General features: G+C 72.5%; 24 protein-coding genes and 4 tRNA genes. 10 read left to right on the forward strand and 18 right to left on the reverse strand.

The annotated features are described in order from the left end of the window. Positions 1 to 60 precede the first annotated feature (60 nt). From H7344_RS06215 to H7344_RS06240, 6 genes are read right to left on the reverse strand one after another with little or no spacing between them, the layout of a single operon-like run. Positions 61 to 1,209 carry a metallophosphoesterase gene (locus H7344_RS06215; protein WP_222130330.1) on the reverse strand — a complete coding sequence of 383 codons (1,149 nt, stop codon included), beginning with the start codon at positions 1,207 to 1,209 and terminating at the stop codon, positions 61 to 63. Positions 1,210 to 1,222: 13 nt separating this feature from the next. After that, entirely contained in the window at positions 1,223 to 2,137 is a 915-nt protein-coding gene (gene pdxS, locus H7344_RS06220; protein WP_186345161.1) for a pyridoxal 5'-phosphate synthase lyase subunit PdxS, read from the reverse strand. A 19-nt stretch (positions 2,138 to 2,156) separates the two neighbouring features. After that, on the reverse strand, positions 2,157 to 2,789 hold the full coding sequence (gene pgsA, locus H7344_RS06225) for a phosphatidylinositol phosphate synthase (RefSeq protein ID WP_186345162.1): 633 nt from the start codon (positions 2,787 to 2,789) through the stop codon (positions 2,157 to 2,159). A gap of 12 nt (positions 2,790 to 2,801) precedes the next feature. Beyond that, the gene (locus tag H7344_RS06230; protein ID WP_186345163.1) at positions 2,802 to 3,581 is read right to left on the reverse strand and encodes an inositol monophosphatase family protein; all 780 of its coding nucleotides are present in this window, start codon (positions 3,579 to 3,581) and stop codon (positions 2,802 to 2,804) included. Next, entirely contained in the window at positions 3,578 to 4,117 is a 540-nt protein-coding gene (locus tag H7344_RS06235; RefSeq protein ID WP_229707076.1) for an HIT family protein, read from the reverse strand. Before H7344_RS06235 ends, H7344_RS06230 begins: the two co-directional genes overlap by 4 nt. Before the next feature lie 20 nt (positions 4,118 to 4,137). Continuing rightward, positions 4,138 to 4,851 (reverse strand): TetR/AcrR family transcriptional regulator, encoded by a 714-nt coding sequence (locus H7344_RS06240; protein WP_186345164.1) that lies wholly within the window; start codon positions 4,849 to 4,851, stop codon positions 4,138 to 4,140. A gap of 138 nt (positions 4,852 to 4,989) precedes the next feature. Between H7344_RS06240 and H7344_RS06245 the strand changes: the two genes are divergently transcribed. After that, positions 4,990 to 5,127: a hypothetical protein gene (locus tag H7344_RS06245; protein WP_186345165.1), complete on the forward strand. Its 138-nt coding sequence runs from the start codon at positions 4,990 to 4,992 to the stop codon at positions 5,125 to 5,127. On the opposite strand, the gene H7344_RS06250 is transcribed toward H7344_RS06245, so the two are convergent. The 6 genes from H7344_RS06250 to H7344_RS06275 form a co-directional block, all read right to left on the reverse strand. Further along, entirely contained in the window at positions 5,108 to 6,760 is a 1,653-nt protein-coding gene (locus H7344_RS06250; protein WP_229707075.1) for an FAD-dependent oxidoreductase, read from the reverse strand. The two genes, H7344_RS06245 and H7344_RS06250, sit on opposite strands and share 20 nt — an antisense overlap. A 43-nt stretch (positions 6,761 to 6,803) precedes the next feature. Next, positions 6,804 to 7,787 (reverse strand): AurF N-oxygenase family protein, encoded by a 984-nt coding sequence (locus H7344_RS06255; protein WP_186345166.1) that lies wholly within the window; start codon positions 7,785 to 7,787, stop codon positions 6,804 to 6,806. 81 nt (positions 7,788 to 7,868) lie between these two features. Then, a complete protein-coding gene (locus tag H7344_RS06260; protein ID WP_186345167.1) occupies positions 7,869 to 8,873 on the reverse strand; it encodes a glycoside hydrolase family 25 domain-containing protein in 1,005 nt (334 codons plus the stop codon). Between the two features lie 16 nt (positions 8,874 to 8,889). Then, positions 8,890 to 10,869: a threonine--tRNA ligase gene (thrS, locus tag H7344_RS06265; RefSeq protein ID WP_186345455.1), complete on the reverse strand. Its 1,980-nt coding sequence runs from the start codon at positions 10,867 to 10,869 to the stop codon at positions 8,890 to 8,892. A gap of 175 nt (positions 10,870 to 11,044) precedes the next feature. Continuing rightward, positions 11,045 to 11,116 (reverse strand) — tRNA-Val (locus H7344_RS06270). A gap of 155 nt (positions 11,117 to 11,271) precedes the next feature. Further along, on the reverse strand, positions 11,272 to 12,093 hold the full coding sequence (locus H7344_RS06275) for an aminotransferase class IV (RefSeq protein ID WP_186345168.1): 822 nt from the start codon (positions 12,091 to 12,093) through the stop codon (positions 11,272 to 11,274). A gap of 125 nt (positions 12,094 to 12,218) precedes the next feature. Here H7344_RS06275 and H7344_RS06280 point away from each other — a divergent pair. From H7344_RS06280 to H7344_RS06290, 3 genes are all read left to right on the forward strand, one after another. Then, positions 12,219 to 12,291, forward strand: a tRNA-Gly gene (locus H7344_RS06280). Between the two features lie 43 nt (positions 12,292 to 12,334). Then, positions 12,335 to 12,405 (forward strand) — tRNA-Cys (locus H7344_RS06285). Positions 12,406 to 12,425: 20 nt separating this feature from the next. Further along, a tRNA-Val gene (locus H7344_RS06290) sits at positions 12,426 to 12,500 on the forward strand. Between the two features lie 138 nt (positions 12,501 to 12,638). On the opposite strand, the gene H7344_RS06295 is transcribed toward H7344_RS06290, so the two are convergent. The 5 genes from H7344_RS06295 to H7344_RS06315 form a co-directional block, all read right to left on the reverse strand. Beyond that, positions 12,639 to 14,336 carry a class I SAM-dependent methyltransferase gene (locus H7344_RS06295; protein WP_186345169.1) on the reverse strand — a complete coding sequence of 566 codons (1,698 nt, stop codon included), beginning with the start codon at positions 14,334 to 14,336 and terminating at the stop codon, positions 12,639 to 12,641. A 308-nt stretch (positions 14,337 to 14,644) separates the two neighbouring features. Continuing rightward, positions 14,645 to 14,884 (reverse strand): hypothetical protein, encoded by a 240-nt coding sequence (locus H7344_RS06300; protein ID WP_186345170.1) that lies wholly within the window; start codon positions 14,882 to 14,884, stop codon positions 14,645 to 14,647. Between the two features lie 585 nt (positions 14,885 to 15,469). Next, a complete protein-coding gene (locus tag H7344_RS06305; protein WP_166189012.1) occupies positions 15,470 to 15,664 on the reverse strand; it encodes a hypothetical protein in 195 nt (64 codons plus the stop codon). Between the two features lie 62 nt (positions 15,665 to 15,726). Continuing rightward, positions 15,727 to 16,824 carry a potassium channel family protein gene (locus H7344_RS06310; protein WP_186345456.1) on the reverse strand — a complete coding sequence of 366 codons (1,098 nt, stop codon included), beginning with the start codon at positions 16,822 to 16,824 and terminating at the stop codon, positions 15,727 to 15,729. 21 nt (positions 16,825 to 16,845) lie between these two features. Beyond that, positions 16,846 to 17,778 (reverse strand): YihY/virulence factor BrkB family protein, encoded by a 933-nt coding sequence (locus H7344_RS06315; protein WP_229707074.1) that lies wholly within the window; start codon positions 17,776 to 17,778, stop codon positions 16,846 to 16,848. An 80-nt stretch (positions 17,779 to 17,858) separates the two neighbouring features. Between H7344_RS06315 and H7344_RS06320 the strand changes: the two genes are divergently transcribed. Together H7344_RS06320 and H7344_RS06325 are read left to right on the forward strand one after the other, a co-directional pair. After that, a complete protein-coding gene (locus H7344_RS06320) occupies positions 17,859 to 19,511 on the forward strand; it encodes an acyl-CoA dehydrogenase family protein (protein ID WP_186345171.1) in 1,653 nt (550 codons plus the stop codon). 96 nt (positions 19,512 to 19,607) lie between these two features. Then, positions 19,608 to 21,269 carry an SLC13 family permease gene (locus H7344_RS06325; protein ID WP_186345172.1) on the forward strand — a complete coding sequence of 554 codons (1,662 nt, stop codon included), beginning with the start codon at positions 19,608 to 19,610 and terminating at the stop codon, positions 21,267 to 21,269. A 78-nt stretch (positions 21,270 to 21,347) separates the two neighbouring features. On the opposite strand, the gene H7344_RS06330 is transcribed toward H7344_RS06325, so the two are convergent. Beyond that, complete coding sequence (locus tag H7344_RS06330; protein WP_186345173.1) at positions 21,348 to 22,790, reverse strand: glycine hydroxymethyltransferase; 1,443 nt, start codon at positions 22,788 to 22,790, stop codon at positions 21,348 to 21,350. A gap of 357 nt (positions 22,791 to 23,147) precedes the next feature. Here H7344_RS06330 and H7344_RS06335 point away from each other — a divergent pair, with 357 nt between their 5' ends. The 4 genes from H7344_RS06335 to H7344_RS06350 all read left to right on the forward strand — a co-directional run bounded on the left by H7344_RS06335 (position 23,148) and on the right by H7344_RS06350 (position 26,620). Then, a complete protein-coding gene (locus H7344_RS06335) occupies positions 23,148 to 24,854 on the forward strand; it encodes a nitrite/sulfite reductase (protein ID WP_186345174.1) in 1,707 nt (568 codons plus the stop codon). Continuing rightward, a complete protein-coding gene (locus H7344_RS06340) occupies positions 24,851 to 25,045 on the forward strand; it encodes an eL43 family ribosomal protein (protein ID WP_186345175.1) in 195 nt (64 codons plus the stop codon). The genes H7344_RS06335 and H7344_RS06340 overlap by 4 nt, the downstream gene beginning before the upstream one ends. Next, entirely contained in the window at positions 25,042 to 25,785 is a 744-nt protein-coding gene (locus H7344_RS06345) for a phosphoadenylyl-sulfate reductase (protein WP_186345176.1), read from the forward strand. The genes H7344_RS06340 and H7344_RS06345 overlap by 4 nt, the downstream gene beginning before the upstream one ends. A gap of 91 nt (positions 25,786 to 25,876) precedes the next feature. Then, complete coding sequence (locus tag H7344_RS06350) at positions 25,877 to 26,620, forward strand: sirohydrochlorin chelatase (protein WP_186345177.1); 744 nt, start codon at positions 25,877 to 25,879, stop codon at positions 26,618 to 26,620. The last annotated feature ends 32 nt before the right edge of the window (positions 26,621 to 26,652 follow it).

Here is a 26,652-nt window from a genome sequence, read left to right on the forward strand (position 1 = left end):
GGACGATAGGCGCCGGACGGGCTCTCCGCGCATCCGGCGGGCACCCCGACCCGGCCCGGCTCAGCGTGAGCGCAGGGTGACGACGGTGATCTCGGGGGCGGCGCCGGTGCGGACGGGCGGGCCGGAGGTGCCGACGCCGCGGGAGGTCACGACGGTGACGCCGTCGACGACGTCCACCCCGGCGAGCGTGGGCTGCTGGAGCGGCACGAACCAGCCGAACGGCCAGATCTGCCCGCCGTGGGTGTGGCCGGAGAGCTGCAGGTCGACGCCGGCCGAGGCGACGAGCTGGCGCGGCTCGTGGGCGACGTAGACGACGTAGTCCTCCGGCCGCGTGCCGGCGAGCGCGGCGGCCGGGTCCGGCTCGAGGGCACCGGTGCCGATCTCGTCGTGGACGCCGGCGACGACGACGGGGTCTCCCCCGCGCTGGAGGACGACGTGCTCGTTGCGCAGGACGTCGATGCCGAGGGTCTCGAGCCGGTCGAGGTACGCCGGGGCGTCGCCGGTCTCGATCTCGTGGTTGCCGGACACGGCGACGACGCCGAGCGGCGCGTCCAGGTCGGCGAGGGGGTCGAGGTCGGGACCGGTGTAGCGCTCGCGACCGTCGACGAGGTCGCCGCCGAGCACGACCAGGTCCGGGTCCTGCTCGTTGACGAGGTCCACGACGCGGCGGGTCCAGGCCCCGCCGTGGACGACACCGACGTGCAGGTCGGTCAGCAGCACGACCCGCGCGCCGTCCCAGCCGGTGGGCAGCGCCGCCGACCCCACGTCGTACGCCGTGACGCGCGGCCGCTGCGCGACGACGGCGCCGACGGCCATCACCACCAGGGCGAGGACGACGACGACCGGGGTGCCGACGCGGAGCAGCCGTTCGCGGGCCACGCGGCAACCGAGCAGCCGGAGCACCAGCGAGGCGAGGGCGAGCAGCACGCAGCCGAACGTGAGGTACCAGGCGAGCCCCAGCCAGGACAGCCCGAGCCACAGCACCGGCCGGATCGGGGCGGGGTCGATCGTGCGGTAGGCGACGTTCGTGGCGGCGTACAGCAGCAGCCCGCCGACGACCACGACGAGCGAGAGCCGCCGGGCCCATCGCGGAGCGCCGCTGACGACCGCGAGCCGGCGGTGCAGCCACCGCGCCCACCACGCGATGGACGCGACGAGCAGCAGCAGCGCGAGGACCCCCAGAACCTGGCCGAGCCAGGTGTCCTGCACGTCGCTCAGGAGGTCACCAGCCGCGCTCGGCGAGGCGGTGCGGCTGCGGGATCTCCTCGACGTTGATGCCGACCATCGCCTCGCCCAGGCCGCGGGAGACCTTCGCGACCATGTCGGGGTCGTCGTGGAAGGTCGTGGCCTTGACGATCGCCTCGGCCCGCTGCGCGGGGTTGCCGGACTTGAAGATCCCCGAGCCGACGAAGACGCCCTCGGCACCGAGCTGCATCATCATCGCCGCGTCGGCGGGCGTGGCGATGCCGCCGGCGGTGAACAGCACGACGGGCAGCTTGCCGGTCTCGGCGACCTCCTTGACCAGGTCGTACGGCGCCTGGAGCTCCTTCGCCGCGACGTACAGCTCGTCGCTCTCCAGCGCCGCGAGCCGGCGGATCTCGCCACGGATGGTCCGCATGTGGGTGACCGCGTTCGACACGTCGCCGGTGCCGGCCTCGCCCTTGGAGCGGATCATCGCCGCGCCCTCGGTGATCCGCCGCAGCGCCTCGCCGAGGTTGGTCGCCCCGCACACGAACGGCACGGTGAACGCCCACTTGTCGATGTGGTTCGCGTAGTCGGCGGGCGTCAGCACCTCGGACTCGTCGACGTAGTCCACCCCGAGGGCCTGCAGCACCTGCGCCTCGGCGAAGTGGCCGATCCGCGCCTTCGCCATGACCGGGATCGAGACGGCCTCGATGATCCCGTCGATCATGTCCGGGTCCGACATCCGCGAGACGCCGCCCTGGGCCCTGATGTCGGCCGGCACCCGCTCGAGCGCCATGACCGCGACGGCGCCGGCGTCCTCGGCGATCTTGGCCTGGTCGGGGGTGACGACGTCCATGATGACGCCGCCCTTGAGCATCTCCGCCATGCCGCGCTTGACGCGCGTGGTGCCGGTGATGGGGCCGTCGGTGGTGGAGGCGTGGCTCTCGGTCATGCGAGGAGCGTAGGGCGCTTTACCCGGCGGACGCGCTTCCGTCCGCCAGTGCTGCGAGCGCCTGGCGGCGCACCACCCAGATGCGCTGCACGACGGTGATCGTCGAGGCGAACGCGAGCGCCCACAGTGCGACGTGCATGAGGACCGGGAGGTCGAAGATCGCACCGAGGCCGGTCATCACCAGGATCGCGACGAGCCGGTCCGCGCGCTCGGCGATGCCCACCTTGGCGGTGTAGCCGAGGCTCTCTGCGCGCGAGCGGGCGTAGGAGGTGACGCTGCCCATGACCAGGCAGACGAGCGAGAGCACGAGGTAGAGCCGGCTGTCGCCCTCCCACGCGAAGTACAGGGCGAGCCCGCCGAAGATCGCACCGTCGCCGATCCGGTCGAGGGTCGAGTCGAGGAACGCGCCGAAGCTGCTCGAGCGCCCGGTCGAGCGCGCCATGTAGCCGTCGAGCAGGTCGCTGAAGACGAACGCGGTGATGACGAGGGTGCCGATGAGCAGCTCCCCCTGCGGGTAGAACACCAGCGCGCCGGCGCACACCCCGAGCGTCCCGACGAGGGTCACGGCGTCGGCACTGACCCCCAGCCTGATGAGCAGGTGGGCGACGGGGGCGAGGACCTTCGTCCAGAAGGCGCGGAAACGTTCCAGCATGGCGGCAGCAGGCTAGCGGTCGAGCAGCCGCGCGCAGACCTCGCCCACGGCGGTCGGCGGCCCGGCGACGTACCAGTCCTTGCCGGCGACCTCGACGTGCCGCGTCACTCCCCCGACGCCCCGGATGATCGCCGCGCCCGGCAGCTCGTCCCAGGGCGCGACGGAGTGCTGGAAGACCAGCCCCACCCGGCCGGTCGCGACGCCGACCTGGTCCATGCTCATCGAGCCGAGCCACCGCAGCGCCGCGGCACCACCGGCCGCGCGGCGCCACGCGGCACCGACCTCGCCCTCGAGGAAGGGCGGGTGGAGGTACGTCGCGACGCTGATCTCCGCGAGCGGCCGGTCGGCGAGCGGCGCCAGCGGCCGGCCGTCGCAGGTGCTCGGCAGCGCCGGCCCGCCGACGTACGTCGCCTCGCCCATCGGGTCGTGGACCGCCCCGACCAGCAGGTCCTCGGTGTCGCGCAGACCGACCGCGGAGCACCACCACGGCAGGTCGTTGACGAAGTTGTAGGTGCCGTCGACGGGGTCGACGACCCAGGAGCGGCCGGTCGTGCTGTCGGCGACGTGCCCGTGCTCCTCGCCCAGCACGGCGTCGCCCGGGCGCTCGGCGCGGAGCCGGCCGGTCACCAGCTCCTCGGCGGCCCGGTCGGCCGCGGTCACGACGTCGGAGATCGACGTCTTGTAGTCGAGCCGGAGTCCCTCGGCCCGCATCCGGCGAGCGAGCGTGCCGGCCTCCCGCACCAGGTCGGCGGCGAGCCGGGCGTCGTCCTCCGGCGTCGGGAGCGCGGTCACGCCGTCGGCCACGCGTCGGCGAGCAGCGCGCGGGTGTCGCCGAGCAGCTCGGGGAGGGTCTTGGTGCGACCGATGATCGGCATGAAGTTCTGGTCGCCGGGCCAGCGCGGCACCACGTGCTGGTGCAGGTGGGCGGCGATGCCGGCGCCGGCGATGTGGCCCTGGTTCATGCCGATGTTGAAGCCGCCCGCGCCGGAGACCTGCCGCACGACGCGCATCGCGTCGCGGGTCAGGTCGGCGATCTCCGCGGCCTCCTCGTCGGTGGTCTCGGTGTAGTCGGCGATGTGGCGGTAGGGGCAGACCATCAGGTGCCCAGGCGCGTAGGGGTAGAGGTTGAGCACGACGAACGACAGCTCGCCGCGGTGCACCACCAGTCCCTCGTCGTCGCCCAGCGACGGGATCCGGCAGAACGGGCACTCCCCCGACGAGGCGTCGGCCGGCTTGTTCTCGCCCCGGATGTAGGCCATCCGGTGCGGGGTCCAGAGCCGGTCCAGCTCGTCGGAGCGGCCGATGCCGTCCTGGTGCAGCGTGTCCACGTCCGCTCGGTCCTCTCCGCTCACGGGGTCGCCTGCGCCCGGGCCGCCGCGACCAGGTCCTCGACGCTCTGCTGCGGGTCGAGCTCGAAGCCGAGCGCGCGGGCGTGGCCGGCGAGGATGTACCAGACCGACCCGGTCACCAGCTCGACCAGCTTCGGTGCGGCCGGCACCCGCTCGGGCCGCGCCATCCACCGGCGTACGGCGCCGAAGACCGCGCCGACCAGGCCGAAGACCAGCGGGTCGATGGCCGCGCGCTCGTCGTCGCCGAGGTCCAGGCCGAGCATCTCCACCGCGGTGGTGATCACCTCGCAGACCTGCCCCGCGATCTGGGTCAGCCCCTCCTGCAGCGGGCCGGTCCCCTCGCCCTGCTCCGCGACGCGGTGCAGGGCCGGGTGCGCGACCGCCCACCCGACGTACGTCGCCACGATCCGCTCGACGATCTGCGGGATCGTGCCGTCGAGACCGATCTCGGGGAGCAGCTCGGACCACAGCCCGTCGAGGATCTCGGCCTGCACCGCCCGGTCGAGGTCGGAGCGGTCGGCGAAGTGGCGGTAGACGACCGTGCGGTTGAGGCCCGCCCGCTCGGCGATCTGCTGGACGTGGAACTCGGCGCCCGGCTCGCCGTCCTCGATGACCGCGATCGCGGCGTCGAGGATCTGCTGGCGCCGCTGCTGGTTGTGGCGGTCCCAGCGCGCCTGGCGCCCGTCCGGGCGGGCGTCCTCACTCGTCGCCATCTCGTCCTCGTTCCGTCCCCGGGTCGCGGCCGCGCGACCCCCGCTCGACGGGGGTCAGGCTATCCGGCCGCCCGTGACCTCGCGGAGGGGTAGTGTCGACGGACGGGGCCATCCAGGCCCTCCACCAAGGGATCTCCCATGAGCGACAAGTCGCCGCGCCAAGGAATGTCGAAGAAGTCCGGCAAGTCGATCAAGGAGAAGCGGGGCGAGAAGCGCGCCAAGGCCGCCTCCGACAACGCGAGCTCCATGGAGCAGGTCACCGCCAAGAAGCGCTGACCGCTCGCCGGCGTCTCCCGCGCCGCAGCGCGACCTCACGCGCCTCCGCGGGGTCGGTGATCTTGACCCGGGGACGGCCCGCGGCCTCGCCGCGGCGCCGCTCCTCGCGGTCGATGGCGCGCCAGCCCGCCAGGTCCACGACGGGTACGCCGCGGCGCGCGAGCACCGCGGCCAGGTCTCCGTCGCGGGTCTCGGGCGCGTCCAGCAACCCCGCGTCGAGGTCGTCGAGCAGCGCCTCGACGGTCTCCTGCGCGCAGGTCTTGTTGGTGCCGAGGAACCCGGTCGGTCCGCGCTTGGCCCACCCGGCGACGTACGTGCCCGGCTCGACGCGGCCCGCGTCGTTCGGCACGGTGCCCGTGACCGGGTCGTGCGGCAGGCCGGCGACCGGCATGCCGCGGTAGCCGACCGAGCGCAGCACCATCCCGGCCTCGAGCAGCTCGGTCTCGCCAGTCGCCTTCGCGCGCGGCACGCCGGCGGCGTCGGGGACCAGCTCGTTGCGCACGACCTCCACGCCCCCGACCCGGCCGGTGCCCCCGACCCGCACCGGTGAGGTCAGGAAGCGCAGGACGATCCGGCGCCCGCGGGGGTCGGGCCGGCGGGCCGCGAGCTCGCGCAGCACCCGGGCGCGGACGCCCTCGCCGGTGACCTCCGCACCGCCGAGGTCGGCGACGACGTCGACGTCGCGCAGGCCGGCGAGGCCGATCAGCTCGGGCGTCGTGAACGACGCCTGGTCCGGGCCGCGGCGACCGAGGACGACCACCTCGCGCACGGCGCTGGTGCGCAGGGCGGCCAGCGCGTGGTCGGCGACGTCGGTGGCGGCGAGGGCGTCGGGGTCGGCGGTCAGCACCCGTGCGACGTCGAGCGCGACGTTGCCGTTGCCGACGACCACGACCCGCTCGTGGTCGAGGTGCACCTCGAGGTCGCGGTGGTCGGGGTGGCCGTTGTACCAACCCACCAGTGCGGTCGCCGAGCACGAGCCGGGCAGGTCCTCCCCAGGCACGTCCAGGCGGCGGTCGGCCGACGCGCCGACGGTCCACACGACCGCGTCGTAGTGCTCGTCGAGCTCCGCGCGGGTGACGTCGCGGCCCACATCGACGCCGAGCAGGTAGCGGAACCCGGGCTGCTCCTCGATCGCGCGGAACAGCCGCTCGGCCTCCTTGGTGTGGCGGTGGTCGGGCGCGACCCCGGCGCGGAGCAGCCCGTACGGCGTGGGCAGCCGGTCGAGCACGTCGACGGTGACCTCGGGATGGCACAGCAGCTCGTCGGCCGTGTAGAGCCCGGCCGGTCCGGCGCCGACGACGGCGACGCGGACCGGCCGGGGCCGCCGCAGCCGGCGCTGAGGGGGAACCAGCGCCAGCGGGGTGCGGTCGGCATGGGGGAAGACGTCGTAGTAGGCCGCGTTGACCTCGCGGAACGGCTCCTGCTCCGGGGTCAGCGCGGTGTCCGGCACGATCGCCCCGACCGGGCACGCCGTCGTGCACGCGCCGCAGCCGACGCACGAGCGCGGGTCGACGTACAGCATCTCGGCGGTGGCGAACCCGGGTTCGCCGGGCGCGGGGTGGATGCAGTTGACCGGGCAGGCGACGACGCAGGAGGCGTCGGCGCAGCAGGACTGGGTGACGACGTACGGCACGGGTCTGGACTCGGCTCTGGGCTCGGCGCTGGGCTCGGCGCGGTCAGGAGGCGGCCGAGGCCGGCTGGCTGCGGAAGCGCGAGCTGCGCCCGTCAATGCCCATCGCCCGCCACAGCAGGCGGGAGACGGGGTTCATCATCCCGGTGCGCTCGGCGAGCATCCGCACGTCGGCGAAGAGGTCGCGCAGGAACTTCCGCGACTCCGGCGCGCGCCACCACACGTCGCGCACGACCGAGCGCGGGATGCCCATGTCGCGGCGGGCCTTGCGGCCCGGGCGGAGGATCTGGTCGCAGAGCCACCGCATGATCAGCGGCACGACGAGCGAGAGCACGAGCCGCTCGACCCGGCGCAGGCGCGGCGCGCGGTGCTCGAGGTAGGTGTGGGCGAAGCCGATGTGGCGTGCCTCCTCGGCGACGTGGATCTGCATGATCCGCCGCAGCAGCGGGTGCGTGTCGTCCCCGGCGCGCAGCACCGCCTTCTGCACGTGGTCGATCGGCTCCTCGCCGGCAAGCACGCCGTAGAAGAAGCCGAACGGGACCCACTTCGCGAACAGCGGCAGGAACGGCGCCACCGCCCGGAACGCCCAGGTGCCGCCCGCGACGTCCTGCCCGGAGCGGTTCACGAACTCCTGGAACATCTGGGTGTGGTGGCACTCCTCGGTCGCCTCGTGCGTGGAGTACCGGAACTCGGGGCTGCCGTTGCGCAGGCCGAACGCGTAGTTCATCAAGCCGCTGATGAGGATCTGCTCGAACTGCAGGCCGACCTTGGTGACGTTGGCCTGGCGGTAGAGACCGATCTCGACCTGGCGCTCCAGCGGCAGCGACCGGTACCAGGGGTGGCGCCCGAGCACGTCGCCCGCGGGCAGCACCCAGCGCGGGTCCGCCGGGTCCACGGCGTACGCCGGGTCGTCCCACGCGATGTCGCGGAACGCGTCGAAGTGCTGCTCGACCGACGCCTCCGACAGCGTGCGGAGGGTGTCGTCGTACGAGCGGCCGGTGAGGTCGGTCTGCAGGTCCGTCGCGGTCATGGCGAGCACATTAGTGCGACATCGCGTCCGATGTAAATGGGTGTGTGCGACGCGTGTCGCGGGTACTGCGTCCGATGGACCTCAGAACGGGTGGAACCACCCCAGCACCTCGGCCTCGGCGCCCGGGCACGTGACGTTGAGGTCGCGACCGCCCTGCACCCACTGGCCCATCGCCGCGGGGCCGCCCTGCACGACCCAGTCGGCGCCGCACCGCTCGAGCGCCTCGGCCCGCGACGTCGGTCCGGCCGCCCGCCACTCCGGCACGCCCAACGCGAGGTCACCGACGGCAGCGGCCCACAGCGACGGCGTGGAGTAGATGCCGATCTCGTAGCCCTGGTCGAGGTAGGCGCGCTGCAGCCCCTCGACCACGGCGGCGTTCGCCTCGAGGTCGGCCGACCACTCCCAGTCGCGCACCGGCTCCACGTCGACCCAGACCATCGGCGCGGGCAGCCCCGCGCGGCGCATCTCGGTGATGTTGAACAGGGCCTGCTGGTAGCCCACGTTGCGCAGCTCGTCGTGCTCCTCGCCGCCGTCGAACGGCCCCTCGTCGGCGTACGCCGCCAGCGTGCGCTCGTCGGGGTAGCTCGCCACCGCGTAGGCCCCGGCGAGCAGGCCCCGCTCGCGGACCCAGGCGACCTGCTCGGCCAGGCAGGGGTTGGGGAAGAACGCCGGCCCGTTGGTGAGCCCCATGACCACGAAGCGCGCCGTGGGCAGGGGCATCGGCAGGCCCAGCGTCCGCCGCTCGGGGATGCCCATCCCCCGCGGGCACTGGGGCCAGCTGATGTCGCCGCCCACGATCGGCCCGTCCAGGGCCCGCGGCGCCCGCCCCGCCTCCTGCTCGGCCAGCGCCGCCAGGTCGGCCAGGGCCGCCGCGTCCTCGAGGTCGTCCGGCAGCACCGGCACCGACGTCGGGCCGCCGCCGGTCCCGGGGTCTCCCGACCCTCCTGGCTCCCCCGCCGCCCCACCGGCCGAGGACGGCGGCGGCGCGTCGTCGGGGTCGGGGTCGAGCCGATCGGAGCTGCCGCACGAGGCGAGCGCCAGGGTCGCGGCCACCAGCAGCGCGACCGCTACCGGCGTACGTCGCACGGCGCCCGCCCTCCGCTCAGACCTGGGTGCGGGCGGCGACGGCCTCGCGGACGCGGGCGATGGCCTCCTCGATCGGCACGCCGTTGTCCTGGCGGCCGTCGCGGTAGCGGAACGAGACCGCGCCGGCGGCGAGGTCGTCATCGCCGGCGATCATCATGAACGGCACCTTCTGCAGCTGCGCGTTGCGGATCTTCTTCTGCATCCGGTCGGTGGAGTCGTCGACCTCGACGCGCAGGCCCTCGGTGCGCATCCGCTTGGCGACGTCCCACAGGTAGTCCTCATGCCGCTCGGCGATCGGGATCGCCTGGACCTGGACCGGGGCGAGCCACGGGGGGAACGCGCCGGCGTAGTGCTCGACGAGCACGCCGAGGAACCGCTCGATGGAACCGAACTTCGCCGAGTGGATCATCACCGGCTCGTGCTTCTGGCCGTCCGCTCCGTTGTACTCCAGCCCGAAGCGGTGCGGCTGGTTGAAGTCGTACTGGATCGTCGACATCTGCCAGGTGCGGCCGATCGCGTCGCGCGCCTGCACCGACACCTTGGGGCCGTAGAACGCCGCGCCGCCCGGGTCGGGAACGAGCTCGAGACCGGACTCCTCGCAGACCTCGCGCAGCACACGGGTCGCGGTCTCCCACTGCTCGTCGGAGCCGATGAACTTGTCGGGCTTGGAGTCGTCGCGCGTCGACATCTCCAGGTAGAAGTCGTCGAGGCCGAAGTCGCGCAGCAGGCCGAGCACGAAGTCGAGCAGGTGCTTGATCTCGCCGGCCGCCTGGTCGGGGGTGACGTAGGAGTGCGAGTCGTCCTGGGCGAAGCCGCGGACGCGGGTCAGGCCGTGCACGACGCCGGACTTCTCGTAGCGGTAGACGTGGCCGAACTCGAAGAGCCGCAGCGGCAGCTCGCGGTAGGACCGGCCGCGCGAGGCGTAGATGAGGTTGTGCATCGGGCAGTTCATCGCCTTGAGCTGGTACTTCGCGCCCTCGAGCTCCATCGGCGGGAACATCGTGTCGGCGTAGTACGGCAGGTGGCCCGAGGTGTGGAACAGCCCGTCCTTGCTGATGTGCGGGGTGCCGACGTACTCGAAGCCCTCCTCGATGTGCCGGCGGCGGACGTAGTCCTCCATCTCCCGCTTGATCACGCCACCCTTGGGGTGGAAGACCGGCAGGCCGGAGCCGAGCTCGTCGGGGAAGCTGAACAGGTCGAGGTCACGGCCGAGCTTGCGGTGATCGCGGCGCTCGGCCTCCTCGAGGCGGTGGAGGTAGGCCTCGAGGTCCTCCTTCGAGGGCCAGGCGGTGCCGTAGACGCGCTGGAGCTGCTTGTTCTTCTCGTCGCCGCGCCAGTACGCCGCGGCGGTGCGCATCAGCTTGAACGCCGGGATCCGCTTGGTGGTCGGCAGGTGCGGGCCGCGGCACAGGTCGCTCCACGCGACGTCGCCGTTGCGGCGGATGTTGTCGTAGATCGTCAGCTCGCCCGCCCCGACCTCGACGCTGGCCCCCTCGGCTGCGTCGTCGGACTTGCCGGAGCCCTTGAGCCCGATCAGCTCGATCTTGTAGGGCTCGTCGGCCAGCTCGTTGATCGCGTCCGCGTCGGTGGTGACGCGGCGCGAGAACTTCTGGCCCTCCTTGATGATCTTGCGCATCCGGGACTCGATCTTGTCGAGGTCCTCCGGCACGAACGGAGTCTCGACGTCGAAGTCGTAGTAGAAGCCGTCGGTCACCGGCGGACCGATGCCGAGCCTGGCCTCCGGGAACAGCTCCTGCACGGCCTGCGCCATCACGTGCGCGGTGGAGTGGCGCAGCACGTCGAGCCCGTCGGGGCTGTCGATCGCGACGCCCTCGACCTCGTCGCCGTCGGCAAGCTCGTGCGAGAGGTCGCGCAGCTCGCCGTTGACCCGCGCGGCGATGACGCTCGGGTTCTCCGCGAAGAGCTCCCAGGCCTTGGTGCCCGTCGTGGTCGTCCGGTCCTCACGCGCCTCGGCGTGGACGAGGACGACTCTCATGTCGGACACGATCTCTCCTGGAGGGTTGGGGATCCCGGCCGTCCGGCCGGACGCTCGATGCTATCGACCGCTCGCCCGCCGCCTCGCGCCGATATCGGTGCTCGTGCAGCCGGTCCGTGCCCGGGAAGCAGAAGACCCCGGCACCGCTGTCGCGGGCCGGGGTCCTCGGTGACGGTGGGCGATACTGGGTTCGAACCAGTGACCTCTTCGGTGTGAACGAAGCGCGCTACCACTGCGCCAATCGCCCGTCTCGCACCCTGCGGTGCGGCCGAAACTGTAGCCCATGCCGCGGGCGCGCTCCCAACCGGCGCCCCGGCTGCACCCCGGTCCCGGGGTCGTGTGCCTCCGCACGCGCGCGCACGCGTCCACAGGCACACGACCGACCCGCCGCCGCGCTCGGGATCAGGCGCCGAGCAGCTCCGGCTCGCGCTCGCGCCACACGCGGGCGGCGTCGGTGGTGACGGGGCCGGGCGCCGGGAGCTCGCGGTCGTCCCAGTGGCTGACTGCCTGGACGTCGCGGGTGGTCGAGACGAGGAAGACCTCGCTCGCGTGCTCGATGACGCCGATCGGCTCGTCGACCTCCCGGCCGCCGAACCACTCGAGCACCAGCCCGCGGGTGACGCCGGCCAGGCAGCCGCTCGCGAGCGTCGGGGTCCGCAGCTCGCCCTCCACGACGTAGAAGACGTTCGAGCCGGTGCCCTCGCACAGGTTGCCGGCCAGGTTGGCGAAGACCGCCTCGCTCGCCCCGCGACGCTTGGCCTCGGCGAGCGCCACCACGTTCTCGGCGTACGACGTCGTCTTGAGGCCGGCGAGGGCCCCCCGCTCGTTGCGGGGCCAGGGAACGGTGGCGACGCGGGTCGCCGGCTCGGCCGGCCCCATGCCGTCGGCGACGACGACCAGCGTCGGCTGCGCGTCGCCGCGACCGGAGCCCAGCGGGGCCGGCCCGCCCGTGTAGGTGATGCGCAGCCGGCCGAGCGGCAGGTGCTCGACGCCCAGCACGGCGTCGACCCCACGGCGTACCGCGTCGCTGTCGAGTGCCGGGAGGCCCAGCCCGGCAGCGCTGCGCTCGAGCCGCTCGAGGTGGCGGCCGAGCGCGAACGGCTGCCCCTCGACGACCTTCACCGCCTCGAACACCCCGTCCCCGACGGTGAAGCCGTGGTCGCTCACCCCCACCGCCGGAGCGCTCGCGTCGGGCAGGAGACGGCCGTCCATCCAGGCGTGCATGACGCCACTCTAGGGAGGCGGGACCGCCTCGGAAGCCTCTCCGAAACGCCGACCGGACCCCGATTTTGCGCCCCCCTGGCGTTCGGCTAATGTTCTTCTCGCACGCCGGCCCCGGCCGGAAGCAAGCGGACGTAGCTCAGTTGGTAGAGCGCAACCTTGCCAAGGTTGAGGTCGCGAGTTCGAGCCTCGTCGTCCGCTCGCAGAGGTCTTTCCACCGGTCCTTCCATGGAAGGACCAGCACGGTGGGTTGGCCGAGAGGCGAGGCAACGGACTGCAAATCCGTCTACACGGGTTCAAATCCCGTACCCACCTCGAGCACAAACTGCAGACTTGGGCGATTGGCGCAGTGGTAGCGCGCTTCCTTGACACGGAAGAGGTCACTGGTTCAAACCCAGTATCGCCCACCAGATCGAACCCCCTGGCCTTCTCGGCCAGGGGGTTCGCTGGTTCTCCGGGAGGAGCTCCCGCTCCCCCGGCCGGCGGCGGCGCTCCCGTCGAGCACCGCCACCGCGACCGCGAGACCACCGCCTCGTGGTCGTGGTCCGTCAGGGCCGACGAGCGACCACCCGGCACAGGACGGGGTCCTCGTCGCCCCACGGCGCCAGGCCGGACGACTCGAGGCCGTAGTCGACCACCCAGCCCCGCCCGCGCAGGTCGGCCAGCAGGTCCGCAGCGCTCTGGTAGCGGCGGAAGTGCTGGGGGTGGGCCTTTGCGAGCTTCTCGTCCTTGTCGGTGCGGAACTCGGCGACGAACGAGTCGCCCGAGCGGGAACGGGCGCCGACCGCGTCCAGGAGCGCGTCCTGCGTCCGGGCGTCGATCGCGTGGAGCAGGAAGCGGCTGTAGAAGACCCGGGGACGACCACCCTCCTCGCCGAGCACCTCGGCGAGCGCGGCCCCGTCGGCGAGGTCGCACACCTCGAAGCGCGCCCGGTCCAGGCCCGCCTGGCTCGCCTTCTCCCGCGCATGGTCGATCGCGACGCCGGCCCGGTCCAGGCCGAGGACCTCCCGCCCCTGCGAGGCGAAGTAGATCGAGTCCCGGCCGTCGCCGCAGCCGATGTCGACCACGGTGACCGGCTCCGGGCCCAGGCGGTCGTGCACGAAGCGGGCGAACGACGACGCCTCGGCGTGGCCGTGGTGGGCGTAGTAGTCGGCCCAGTAGACGTCGGTGACCCGACGCGGGCTCATCACGCCGGTCCGGTCGTTGCCGCGCTTCTCGACGTTCCACGAGAAGCCCGTCTTGGGCAGACGCCAGTCGTCGCCGTAGAAGGTGGCGAGCAGCTCCTCCGCGCAGACCGGGACCAGCGCCGTGCGCCCGGCGAGCTCGATCTCGCGGGTGCCCTTCCAGTCCGCGGCGGTGACCTGCGTGCTGCCCGCATAGCCGAACGGGTGCTGCAGCACGCCGTCGGCGTCGAAGTAGACGTGGAAGATGTCGATGCGGTGGTCGGGACGGGCCGGGTCGACCACGTGCAGCCCGCCGCCCATCGCGCCCACGCGGTACCCCCGCGCGATCAGCACCTTCGCGATCCGCACCATCTCGTCCGCCGCCTCGGGACCGGTGGTCGCCGAGCTCACGAAGCTTGCGTCGTAGTCGTTGTCGTGCGCGAGGAAGCCGCCCTCGCGGACGGCCCCCAGCAACGTCCCGTAGGTGATGAAGAGCTCGTAGCCGAACTCGTCGGCGAGCACGGCGCGCATGGACTCGTAGAGCGAGGCGACGGCGGACTGCCATCCCTGGTCGAGGCCCTTGGCGACCTGCACCAGGCCCGTGCGCCCCAGGACATGTCCCTCGTCGAAGCGCTGCTGCAGGTCCTGCGGCGTCCTCCCCCCGGACCGGGGAGCCCGGAGGAACATGCCGTGCCCGTGGATGGGGAGGACCTGCGAACCGGTCACGACACGCAGCGGGGTCCCCTGGGGGGCGTACTCCCACAGCTGGGTGATCGCGAAGGTGAACGTGCGGATCTGCTGCCTGCTGTGGCGCCGGTCCCCCTTCGGCGGAGGCAGCGAGGGCGTGGGCGAGAGCTTGGCGTTCTTCCGGTTCGCCGACAGCGCGCCGTCCGGCGTGGCCGTCGTCCTGCTCACCGTCATCGAGCCCAGCCGCAGCTCGACCTCGGTGGGCGGGCTGTCGGCCGGGACCGACACCCACCCGCGCACGTCGTCCTCGGTGAACGCCTCGACCATCCCGTTGACGTGGACCGGTCGCGCGGGCGCGACCTGTGGGGACCTGCGACGACGGGCTCGGCTGAACATCGTGTACTCCCAGGATCGACGAGCTGGTGGCCATCGGAGCGCCGCCAACACGACACCCACCGGTCACGGCGCGGCCTCGTGGTGGTCACCGGCCGTTCACGGCGCCCGCAGGCTATCGACAGGCGCGTCCTGCGACCGCCACGGGCGTGCCGTGGGCGCGCCGGAGACGGCCACGACGACCGGGACGTAGCCCGGCCCGCTCACCACCCGGTCGAGGTCTGCGCCAGCGGCACACGCAGAACGCCCCGGCGCCGTCACGGCGTCGGGGCGTTCGTCCACGTGCTCGCGGGCCCGGGGGCCCGCCGCGCTCACTCGTCCTGCGGGATGTCGGTCGACTCGAAGTCGGAGGGCTCGTCCTCGATCATGTAGTTCGGGTCCTTCTCGATCGCCGCGACGGTCCGCGCGATCCACTCGTCGTCGGAGGTCTCGATCTCCCGCTCGGCGAGCTGCTCGCGCAGGTAGGTCGCGAGGTCTTCGCTCACGCCGGAGTCCTTGGCGATGGAGGTCGCGTCGACGGCAGCCTGGAGGTCGGAGTTGTAGGTGGCCATGCCGGCGCAGTGCCCGTCGGGCGTCCGGGCGAAACGGAACCGACCCGGGAGCAGCGGCGTTCCCGGGTCGGCCCATCTCCAACGATGACGCGGAGGTGGTTGAGCTCCCTCCCCGACGCCCAGCACCGCGGAGCAGGAGCTCGCGCACTCCCGTTTTCCGTGCCGGGAGCTGGTGTGCTGCCGGGACCAACGACGCGCAACCAGGAGGGGTACGCCGTCCTGCCGCGGCGTACGCCACACGGTGCGGGTGGTCTGGACCGAGGCGGGTCGCCCGGGACGCCATTCACGTGATGATGGCGTTCCGGGACCCACGGCCCCGCCCTCCCCATGAACCACCGGAGCAGCGCTCCCATCGTGTCGGCGCGGCACCGGCAGCGCCCACGGGTGTCCGGACGGAGCCCCCATGGCCCGGTCGGGCCATGCCGCGGGACCGACCGGACGTTTTCGCGGTTCTCGGGACGATCGGCGGCGACGCGCGCTAGTCTCGGTCCTGCCGAGCCGCTGGTGACCCGAGACGCCAGCGGCTCGGCTCTTTCGTTCCCGTTCGCTCCCGTCCTCCCCGTGTCGCTCCCGGGGAGCGGCCGCTCACAGCGGTGTCAGCCGGGCCGACGGCAGCCACTCCTCGACCAGGCCCCAGACGCCCGGGCGGAGCAGGGCGCCGTACACGACCCGGCCCTCCCACCCCGACGGCGTCTGCCGCCACTCGACGAGCAGTCCGGGCCGCTTCGCACCGCCGCCGGAGCCGTCGGCGACCCAGCAGTGGCGCGACGGTCCGGACATGCCGGAATGATAGGCCAGGATCGAACACGTGTTCGACCAGGTGCTCGACCAGGTGCGCTCGCTCAGTCGCCCTCGGCGACGTCCTCGTTGTGCGTGCCCGGGCGCGGCGCCCACGGCAGCTCCTTGGCGGGCCGGACGACGATCAGCCGGTCGCCGCGGGCGAGCAGGGTGACGACCGGGTCGAAGTAGCGGTGGACCTTCTCGTCGCGCACGACGGCGATGACCTGGTCCGGCAGGGACTGAGGCTGCTTGCCGACCTCGTTGACGAGCAGGTCGCGCTCGGCCACCTCGAGCCCCTCGCCGTAGGTGAGCAGGTCCTCCATCACCGAGCCGAGCGAGGGCGAGAGCGACGAGAGTCCGAGCAGCCGGCCGACCGCGTCGGAGGAGGTGATGACGGAGTTCGCGCCGGACTGCTTCATCAGCGGCGCGTTCTCGTGCTCGCGGGCCGACACCACGATCCAGCAGTCCGGGTTGAGCTGGCGCACCGTGAGCGTGGCCAGCACGTTCGAGGCGTCGCTGTCGCTGGTGATGATGACCTGGTCGGCCTCCGCCGCGCCTGCCCGCCTCAGCACGTCGCGGCGGGTCGCGTCACCGGTGACGACCGCGAGGCCGTCGGCGTGGGCGTCCTGCAGCGCGACCGGGCTCGGGTCGACGACGACGATGCTCTCCCGGGTCAGCCCGTTGTTGACGAGCGTGTCGACGGCGCTGCGCCCCTTCGTGCCGTAGCCGACGACGACGACGTGGTGACCCATGTGCTTCCTCCAACGGGCGACGCGGAACATCTCGCGGCCCTGCGAGGCGAGGACCTCCAGGGTGGTGCCGATGAGCAGCACCAGGAACGCGATGCGGGCGGGGGTGATGACGAAGGCGTTGATCAGCCGCGCTCCGTCGGTGACCGGTGCGATGTCGCCGTACCCGGTCGTCGACAGGGTGACCGTCGTGTAGTAGATCGCGTCGGTCAGGCTGATGGTGTTCGTGGGGTCGTTGCCGTCGCGGTAGCCCTTGCGGTCGAGGTAGACCAGCAGCACCGTGCCGACGAGGATCGCGAGAGCGGCCAGCAGCCGGCGGCCGAGCTCCCACCACGGCGAGCGCACCCGCTCCGGGAGCGAGACCAGGCCCCGGCCCTGCACCGGCAGGGGTTGCCCGGAGTTCGGGTCCATGTCGCTCGGCACGCGAGGAACCTACCGGTCCTTCCCACCCAGGTGACGCAGCCGGGCCACGAGCTCCAGGCGCGCCCGCGTGGTGGCGTTCTGCGGGAAGACGGTGTCGAACGCCGCGTTCACGGCCGCACCGATGAGCACGGCGATCGCCACGATGTAGAGCCACAGCAGCACCGCGATCGGCGCCGCCAGCGGGCCGTAGATCGACTTGGAGTCCGCCGCGGTGACGGTGAGCACCCAGCGCAGCACGTAGGACCCGAGGATCCAGGCGACGAGCGAGAACGTCGCGCCGGGCAGGTTGAAGCTCCAGTTCGTCCGCACCGGCACCGACACGTGGTAGAGCGTGGCCAGGAAGCAGATGCAGACGATCGAGACGACCGGCCAGTAGAAGGACAGCAGGAAGTCCAGGGAGTCCGGCAGCGCGTCGCGCACCAGGGACGGACCGGCCACCATCAGCGGGATCGAGAACATGCCGGTGATCAGCGCCAGCACGTAGAGGACGAACGACAGCGCGCGGGTCTTGATGATCCCGCGGTGGCCGCCGAGCCCGTGCATGATCGTGATGGTGTCGACGAAGACGTTGAGCGCCCGCGAGCCCGACCACAGCGCCAGCACGAAGCCCAGCGAGATCACGTCGAACCGGCCGCCGCGCAGCACGTCGTTCATCGTCGGCACGATCACGCCGTCGACGGCGCGGTCGGTGAGCAGCCGCGAGGACAGGTCGATGACCGCCTGGCGCACGTCCTCGACCTGCGTCGGGCTGAACTGCTCGGTGACGTAGCCGATCGCGCCCGCCATCGCGAAGATCAGCGGCGGCACCGACAGCACCGCGAAGAACGCGCCCTCGGCCGCGAGACCCGTGACGCGATAGCGCATGCAGGCACCGACCGTGGTGACGATCAGGCGCCACACCGTGTGCCGGACCCGGGTCAGCCAGGCGACCACGGCGGCCATCGGGTCAGGTCGACCCCGACCCTCCCGCTGCCCCGCCGACCGAGGCCCGGACGCCGGGCTCATGGTCTTACGGTATCCGCATGCGCACCGAGATCCGGGTCACCACGAACCAGGCGCCGCCGCTGGTCGGTCACAACGTCGTCACGGCCGACCGGGCGCTCGCCGAGGCGGTCCTGCGTCACGGCTCGCCGGAGGTCCTCGAGGACCTGGTCGCGCTCGGCGCCGAGGCCGGCTCGGCCGAGGCCCGCGAGCACGGCCAGCTCGCCAACGAGCACTCCCCGCGGCTGACGCCGTACGACCGCTACGGCAACCGGATCGACGAGGTCGTCTTCCACCCCTCGTGGCACTGGCTGATGAAGCGTGCGGTGGGCCACGGCCTCGGCGCGGCGCCGTGGGAGCAGCAGGACGCCGGCGCGGAGCACGCGCACCTGCGCCGCGCGGCCGGCTTCATGGCCTGGTCGCACACCGAGCCGGGCCACGGCTGCCCGATCTCGATGACGTACGCCGCCGTGCCGGCGCTCCGCGCCGACGACGCGATCGCCAAGGAGTGGACGCCGCTGCTCGCGTCCACGACGTACGACCCCGGCGTCCGCAACCCGGCCGAGAAGCTCGGCGCCCTGGCCGGCATGGGGATGACCGAGAAGCAGGGCGGGTCCGACGTCCGCGCCAACATCACCCAGGCGCGCCCGACCGCGACCGACGGCACCTACACGCTGCACGGCCACAAGTGGTTCACCTCCGCGCCGATGAACGACGTCTTCCTCGTGCTGGCCCAGACCGACGGAGGCGTCACCTGCTTCGTCGTGCCGCGCGTGCTCGCCGACGGCACCCGCAACCAGCTCGACGTCGTCCGGCTCAAGGACAAGCTCGGCAACCGCTCCAACGCCTCCTCCGAGCTGGAGATGGACGGCACCGTCGCGCACCGCCTCGGCGACGAGGGCCGCGGTGTGCGCACCATCATCGAGATGGTCGCAGCCACCCGCCTCGACTGCGTGCTCGGCTCGACCGGCCTGATGCGCCGCGCGGTCTCCGAGGCGTCCTGGCACGCCGCCCACCGCTCGGCCTTCGGCTCGACGCTCGCCGAGAAGCCGCTGATGCAGAACGTCCTGGCCGACCTCGCCGTCGAGTCCGAGGCCGCTACCGCACTGGCCCTCCGCCTCGCGACCGCCGTCGACCGGCTGCACGACCCGCACGAGGCGGCGCTGCGCCGGATCGCGCTGCCGCTCGCGAAGTTCTGGGTCTGCAAGCGCACCCCCGCCATGGTCGGCGAGGCGCTGGAGTGCCTCGGCGGCAACGGGTACGTCGAGGAGTCGGTCATGCCGCTGCTCTACCGCGAGGCCCCGCTGAACTCGGTCTGGGAGGGCTCGGGCAACGTCAACGCCCTCGACGTCCTGCGCGCGCTCGGCCGCGAGCCGGAGGTGCTCGACGCCTGGATCACCGAGGTCGGCCGCGCCCGCGGTGGCGACGCCCGCCTCGACCGCGCCATCGACGACGTGCTGGCGATGCTCGGCTCGCTGATGGGTGACCCGGCACAGCTCGAGGTCGGCGCCCGCCGGCTCGCCGGCCGGATGGCCGCGGTCCTCCAGGGCTCGCTGCTCGTCCGCTTCGGCCCGCCCGAGGTCGCCGACGTCTTCTGCGCCTCCCGCCTCGGCTCGTCGTACGACGGCACCTACGGCGCGCTCGCCGGTGGCGACCTCCGCGCGATCGTCGAGCGGACCACGCCGGTCGTCTGACCCGTTCCGCGACCGCGCGTTAGCCGCCGCCCCGCGGCGGGCACCCGAAATGTGGCCGCGACCACACCGTCCGGCCTCCCGGTCCGGAGGTGCGCGATGACGACAGATCAGGGACGACCCGGCGAGCAAGCCGGGGAGCAAGCCCGAGAGGGAGCCGGCGGGCGAGCCGGCGGGACGGGACGCACCGACGTCGACCGCGCCTTCCTCGACAACGCGACGTACCGCAGCCTCGGCGAGCAGCAGCTCTCCGAGCGTGAGGAGCGGTTCGAGAAGGTCCGCCGCACGACCGGCCTGGTGCTCGCGCCGCTCGTGACGATCGTCTTCCTGCTGCTGCCGGTCGGGCTGGAGGACCAGCAGCACACACTGGCGGCGGTGCTGCTCGGCGTCATCGTCCTGTGGGTGACCGAGCCGGTGCCGATCCCCGTCGGCGGGTTCATCGGCATCGCGGCGATCGTCATGCTGGGCGTCGTCAGCGCCGACGAGGCGTTGGTGCCGTTCGGGTCCTCGACGGTCTTCACGTTCATCGGCGCGTTCATCCTCGCCCAGGCGATGCTCAAGCACGGGCTGGCGCGGCGGTTCGCGATGTTCGTGCTCAACCTGCGTGGCGTCGGCAGCTCGACGGTGCGGGTGGTGGTCGCGTTCGGCGCGATCACGTGCCTGCTGTCGGCGTTCGTCTCCAACACCGCGACGGTGGCGATGCTGCTGCCGACCGCCATCGGCATCCTGGCGGTCATCGCGAAGCTGCTGCAGTCGCGCGGCGAGGTCGCCGAGGACTTCGACCCGCTGCGGCTGCGGGTCGGTGCCGCGCTCATGCTCATGCTGGCGTACGGCGCCAGCGTCGGCGGCCTGCTCACCCCGGTCGGCTCGCCGCCGAACCTCATCGGGCGCGGCCTGATCGAGGAGGCGACCGGCGAGCGGATCTCGTTCCTCGACTGGGTCCTCATGGCGCTGCCGATCTGCGCGCTCATGTTCGTGGCGCTCGCGGTGGTGATCCTGCTGCTCAACCGGCCCGAGACCCGGCGGCTGGAGGGCGTGGCCGACTACGTCCGCGAGGAGAAGGCGGCGCTCGGGAGGTTCTCGGTGGCCGAGCGCAACACGCTCATCGCCTTCGCCGTCACCGTGACCCTGTGGGTCCTGCCCGGCGTGGTGGCGCTGGTGACCGGCACCGAGTCGAGCACCTACGAGACCGTCAGCGGCCGGCTCGACGAGGGCATCGTCGCGATCCTCGGCGCCTCGCTGCTCTTCCTGCTCCCGACCAAGTGGGAGGAGCGCGAGTTCACCCTGCGGTGGAGCGACGCGGCCAAGATCGACTGGGGCACCGTCGTGCTCTTCGGCACCGGCATCGTCTTCGGCAGCCTCCTGGAGTCCACCGGCCTCGCCGAGACCCTCGGCACCGGAGCGTCCGACCTGCTCGGCCTCTCCAGCGTCCTGCTGATCACGGTCTTCGCGGTCGTGCTCGCGATCATCGTCTCGGAGACGACCAGCAACACCGCGTCCGCGGCGGTGGTCGTGCCGATCATCATCCCGATCGCGATGGCCGCCGACGTCAACCCGTTGGTGCCCGCCCTGGCGGCGACGTTCGCGGCGTCGTTCGGCTTCATGCTGCCGGTCTCGACGCCGCAGAACGCCATCGTCTACGGCTCCGGCACCGTCCCCATCACCACGATGATCCGCACCGGCGTCTCCTTCGACGTCCTCGGCGCGGTCCTCATCGTGCTGGTCGTGCCGGTGATGGCGGCCGCCGTCGGGTTGGTCTAGCGGCCCCCGGGTCGCGGTTTCGTCGGAGGTCGCTGCGGGTCGTGTCGCGCCCGCCGGCCGGCCCCGGCTGTACCCGGGTCAGGACAGCTCGAGCCCCGGGTAGAGCGGGTGCTTGTCGAGCATCTCGGCGGAGGCGGCCTTGACCTTGTCGGCCACGCCGTCGCCGAGGGCGTAGGACGCCTTCGACGGGCCGCCGGCCTTGGTGGTGCCCGGCTGGGTGTTGCCGAGCACGTCGACGATGAGCTCGGCGACGCGGTCGAACTCGTCGTGGCCGAAGCCGCGGGTGGTCAGCGCGGGCGTGCCGAGGCGGATGCCGGAGGTGTACCAGGCGCCGTTCGGGTCGTTCGGCACCGAGTTGCGGTTGGTGACCACGCCGGCGTCGAGCAGCGCCGACTCGGCCTGGCGGCCGGTGAGGCCGAAGGAGGAGACGTCGAGCAGGACGAGGTGGTTGTCGGTGCCGCCGGTGACGAGGTTCGCGCCGCGGGTCAGGAACCCCTCGGCGAGCGACTTGGCGTTGTCAGCGACCTGCTGGGCGTAGGTGCGGAACGAGTCCTGGCGGGCCTCGGCCAGCGCGACGGCCTTGGCGGCCATCACGTGGGAGAGCGGGCCGCCGAGCACCATCGGGCAGCCGCGATCGACGCTCGGGGCGTACTCCTCGGTCGCGAGCACCATGCCGCCGCGCGGGCCGCGCAGCGACTTGTGGGTGGTCGTGGTGACGACGTGGGCGTGCGGCACCGGGTCCTCGTTGCCGGTGAAGACCTTGCCGGCGACGAGGCCGGCGAAGTGGGCCATGTCGACCATCAGCGTCGCGCCGACCTCGTCGGCGATCTCGCGCATCTTGGCGAAGTCCACGCGACGGGGGTACGCCGAGTAGCCGGCGACCAGCACGAGCGGCTTGAACTCGCGAGCCTTCGCGGCGACCGCGTCGTAGTCCAGCAGGCCGGTCTCCGGGTCGGTGCCGTACTGCTGCTGGTGGAACATCTTGCCGCTGATGTTCGGGCGGAAGCCGTGGGTGAGGTGGCCGCCGGCGTCGAGCGACATGCCGAGCAGCCGCTGGTTGCCGAGCTCCTTGCGCAGCGACTCCCAGTCGGCCTCGGTCAGCTCGCTGACGTTCTTGGCACCGAGCTTCTGCAGCGCCGGAGACTCGACCCGGTGAGCGAGGATCGACCAGAAGGCGACCAGGTTGGCGTCGATGCCGGAGTGCGGCTGGACGTAGGCGTACTCCGCGCCGAACAGCTCGCGGGCGTGCTCGGCGGCGAGCGACTCGACGGTGTCGACGTTCTGGCAGCCGGCGTAGAAGCGGTGGCCGACCGTGCCCTCGGCGTACTTGTCGCTGAACCAGGTGCCCATCGTCATCAGCACGGCCGGCGAGGCGTAGTTCTCGCTGGCGATCAGCTTCAGCGAGGCCCGCTGGTCTGCGAGCTCCTGCCGGGTGGCCTCGGCGATCCGCGGCTCGACCGCCGCGATGACCTCGAGGGCCTGCGAGTACGCGCTGCTGGTCAGGCGGGAGTCGTCGCTCATGAGGTCCACCCTAGTGAGGTACGCCGGCGGCGACCGCGCCGGCGGGCACACCTGCGGGATGTGACGTGGGCCGCACCTGCCGGCGGCGCCCGCGGAACGCCGCGGTCGCGTGACCACATCATGGACACGCATCTCACATCATGAGAACTCGCCTTGTGGGACGCCCGTCCGGCCACTGAGACTCCTTGACATGGTCTCCGCTGCAACGCACGCCTTCCTCGTGGTCCGCCGCCACGTGGACCTCGGCCGCACGCGCAGCTCGATGTGTCGCCAGCGCTGACGACACCGAAGCCCGCAGACCTCCCGCCGCGCCGCCCTCCGAGGGCCGCGCCGCACCCCAGCGCGAAGGACACACCCGTGACCGAGACCCCCGCCCGCCCTGCGCCCAAGCCCCGACCGAAGCGCGGTGAGGGCCAGTGGGCCCTGGGCTACCGGGAGCCGCTCAACAAGAACGAGCAGTCCAAGAAGGACGACAACCCGCTGAACGTCCGCGGGCGGATCATCAACATCTACGCCAAGCGCGGCTTCGACTCGATCGACCCTGCCGACCTCCGCGGCCGCTTCCGCTGGATGGGGCTCTACACCCAGCGTGCGCCGGGCTTCGACGGCGGCAAGACCGCGACGGTGCCCGAGGAGGAGCTGGACGACCGCTACTTCATGCTGCGCGTCCGCTCCGACGGCAAGCTCCTCTCCCCCGCCGCCGTCCGCGCGCTCGGCACCATCGGCCAGGACTTCGCCCGCGACACCGCCGACGTCACCGACCGCGCCAACATCCAGTACCACTGGATCCGGGTCGAGGACGTCCCGACGATCTGGGACCGGCTGGACGAGGCCGGCCTGAGCTCGCTCGAGGCCTGCGGCGACTCGCCGCGGCCGTTCCTCGGCTCGCCGGTCGCCGGCGTCGCCACCGACGAGATCATCGACGGCTCCCCCGCCCTCGACGAGATCTTCCGCCGCTACATCGGCAACCCCGACTTCTCGAACCTGCCGCGCAAGTTCAAGACCGCCGTGACCGGCCACCCCTCGCACGACGTGTCCCCGGAGACCAACGACGTCTCCTTCGTCGGCACCGTCCACCCCGAGCACGGTCCTGGCTTCGACCTCTGGGTCGGCGGCGGCCTCTCGACCAACCCGATGCTCGCGCAGAAGCTCGGCGTGTGGATCCCCCTCGACGACGTGCCGGACGTGTGGGAGGGCGTGGCCTCGATCTTCCGCGACTACGGCTACCGCCGGCTCCGCTCGCGGGCGCGGCTGAAGTTCCTCGTCGCCGACTGGGGCGTGGAGAAGTTCCGCGAGGTGCTCGAGACCGAGTACCTCCAGCGTGAGCTCGTCTCCAACCCGTCGCCCGTCTCGCCGGTCGGCCACCGCGACCACATCGGCGTGCACGACCAGAAGGACGGCAAGAAGTACGTCGGCGTCGCGCCCACCGCCGGCCGGGTCTCCGGCACGATGCTCGCGCAGCTGGCCGACCTGATGGACGCGCACGGCATCGCGGGCGCCCGCCTGACGCCGTACCAGAAGATCGTGCTGATCGGCGTCGAGCCGGCCGCGGTCGAGCAGGTCGTCGAGGCGCTCGACGTCATCGGGCTGTCGGCCCGGCCGTCGAACTGGCGGCGCAACACGATGGCTTGCACCGGCATCGAGTTCTGCAAGCTCGCGATCGTCGACACCAAGGAGCGCGCGCGCCGTCTCGTCGACTCCCTCGAGGAGCGCTTCCCGGAGCTGGACACGCCGATCACCGTCAACGTCAACGGCTGCCCCAACGCCTGCGCGCGGACCCAGGTCGGCGACATCGGGCTCAAGGGCCAGCTGGTGATGCACGACGGCGAGCAGGTCGAGGGCTTCCAGGTGCACCTCGGTGGCGCGACCGGGCTCGAGGCCAACTTCGGCCGCAAGCTGCGGGCGCACAAGGTCACCAGCGCCGGGCTGGACGACTACATCACCGTGGTGGTCACCAACTTCCTCGCGGACCGCACCGAGGGCGAGACCTTCTCGGCCTGGGTGCACCGCGCCGACGAGGAGCTGCTGCGCGGCGAGCGCCAGCTGGCGGCGAGCGCGTCATGAGCGAGCGCGCAGGAACGCCGTACCACTGCCCGTTCTGCGGCGAGGAGGACCTGCGCCCGCACGAGGTCGTCTCCGAGACCGGCGAGGTCAGCAGCCCGCACGGCACCTGGGAGTGCCGTGGCTGCCTGCGCGCCTTCTCGCTGAGGATGCTCGGCCTGGTCCGCCCCGGCACCCCGGGGGTGGTCTCGTGAGCGTCACGACCACCACGGCCCGCAACTCGCGCGGCATCCAGACCGAGGGCCGCACGCCCGAGGAGCTGCGCGAGCTGGTCTCCCACTGGGGCGCCGAGCTGGAGCTGGCGCCGGCCGAGGTGATCATCGAGTGGGCCGCCGCGACCTTCGGCGAGCGGTTCTGCATCACCTCCTCGATGGGCGACGCCGCGCTCGCGCACCTGGCCTCGACCGTGGTGCCCGGGATCGACGTGGTCTTCCTCGACACCGGCTACCACTTCGTCGAGACCATCGGCACCCGGGACGCGGTCGCAGCGACGATGGACGTCAACCTGCTGACCATCACGCCGGTGCAGAGCGTGGCCGAGCAGGACGCGGCGCACGGCGAGGACCTCTACCGGACCGACCCGGACCTGTGCTGCAAGCTGCGCAAGGTCCAGCCCCTGGCCGACGCGTTGAGTGGGTACGACGCCTGGGCGACCGGCCTGCGCCGCGCGGAGACCCACAACCGGGTGATCGCGCCGGTCATCGGGTGGGACGCCAGGAAGGGCAAGGTCAAGGTCTCCCCCCTCGCACGCTGGAGCGACGAGCAGATGGACCGCTACATCGCCGAGAACGGCGTGCTCGTCAACCCGCTCGTCTACGACGGCTACCCCTCCATCGGCTGCGCCCCGTGCACCCGCCGGGTCGCGCCCGGCGAGGACCCGCGCAGCGGCCGCTGGGCCGGCACCACCAAGACCGAGTGCGGGATCCACACGTGACCACCCGCCGCCGCTCCCTCAACTCCCGGACCCCCGACAGCGTGGTCGGTCGTTCCCCCGTCGCCGCACCGTCTCGAAGGAGGCCGTCGTCATGACCGCTCCCGCCCTCGTCGCGCTGGCCCACGGCAGCCGCGACCCGCGCTCCGCCGCCACCATCACCGCCCTCGTCGGCGAGGTCCGCGCCATGCGCCCGGACCTGCGGATCGAGCCGGCGTTCCTCGAGCTGTCGAAGCCGACGTTCGGCAAGGTCGTCGACAAGCTCGTCCGCGCCGGCCACGACGAGATCGTCGTCGTGCCGCTGCTGCTCACCGAGGCCTACCACGCGACCGTCGACGTCCCCCGCGCGATCGCGGAGGTCACCGAGCGGCACCCCGGCCTCAAGGTCCGCGCCACCGACGTGCTCGGGCTCGAGCCGCGCTTCCTCGAGGTGCTCGACGAGCGGATGCGCGACGCGCTCCGCGCCGCCCGGGTCCGCGAGCTCGACGCGCTCGTCCTGGCCGCCGCCGGCACCTCCGACGCGCTGGCCAACCAGTCGGTCGCCCGCCTGGCCCGGCTCTGGGGCGCGCACCACAAGCTGCCGGTCACGGCCGCCTTCGCCTCGGCCGCCCCGCCGGCCGCCGGCGAGGCCGTCCGCGCGTTCCGGGCCGAGGGCCGCCGCCACATCGCGGTCGCGTCGCTCTTCCTCGCGCCCGGCTTCCTGCCGGACCGGGTCTCCGAGCTCGCCCTCGAGGCCGGCGCCGTCGCTGTCTCCGAGCCGCTCGGCGCCCACCCCGAGGTCGCCCGCACGGTCCTCGCTCGGTACGCCGTCGGCGCCGTCGAGCTCGTCCCCGTCTGACCTGACCGGCCGGGGTCGGCCCTACCCTTCGG

This window comes from Nocardioides deserti, assembly GCF_014266025.1.
Taxonomy (GTDB): Bacteria; Actinomycetota; Actinomycetes; order Propionibacteriales; family Nocardioidaceae; genus Nocardioides; species Nocardioides deserti.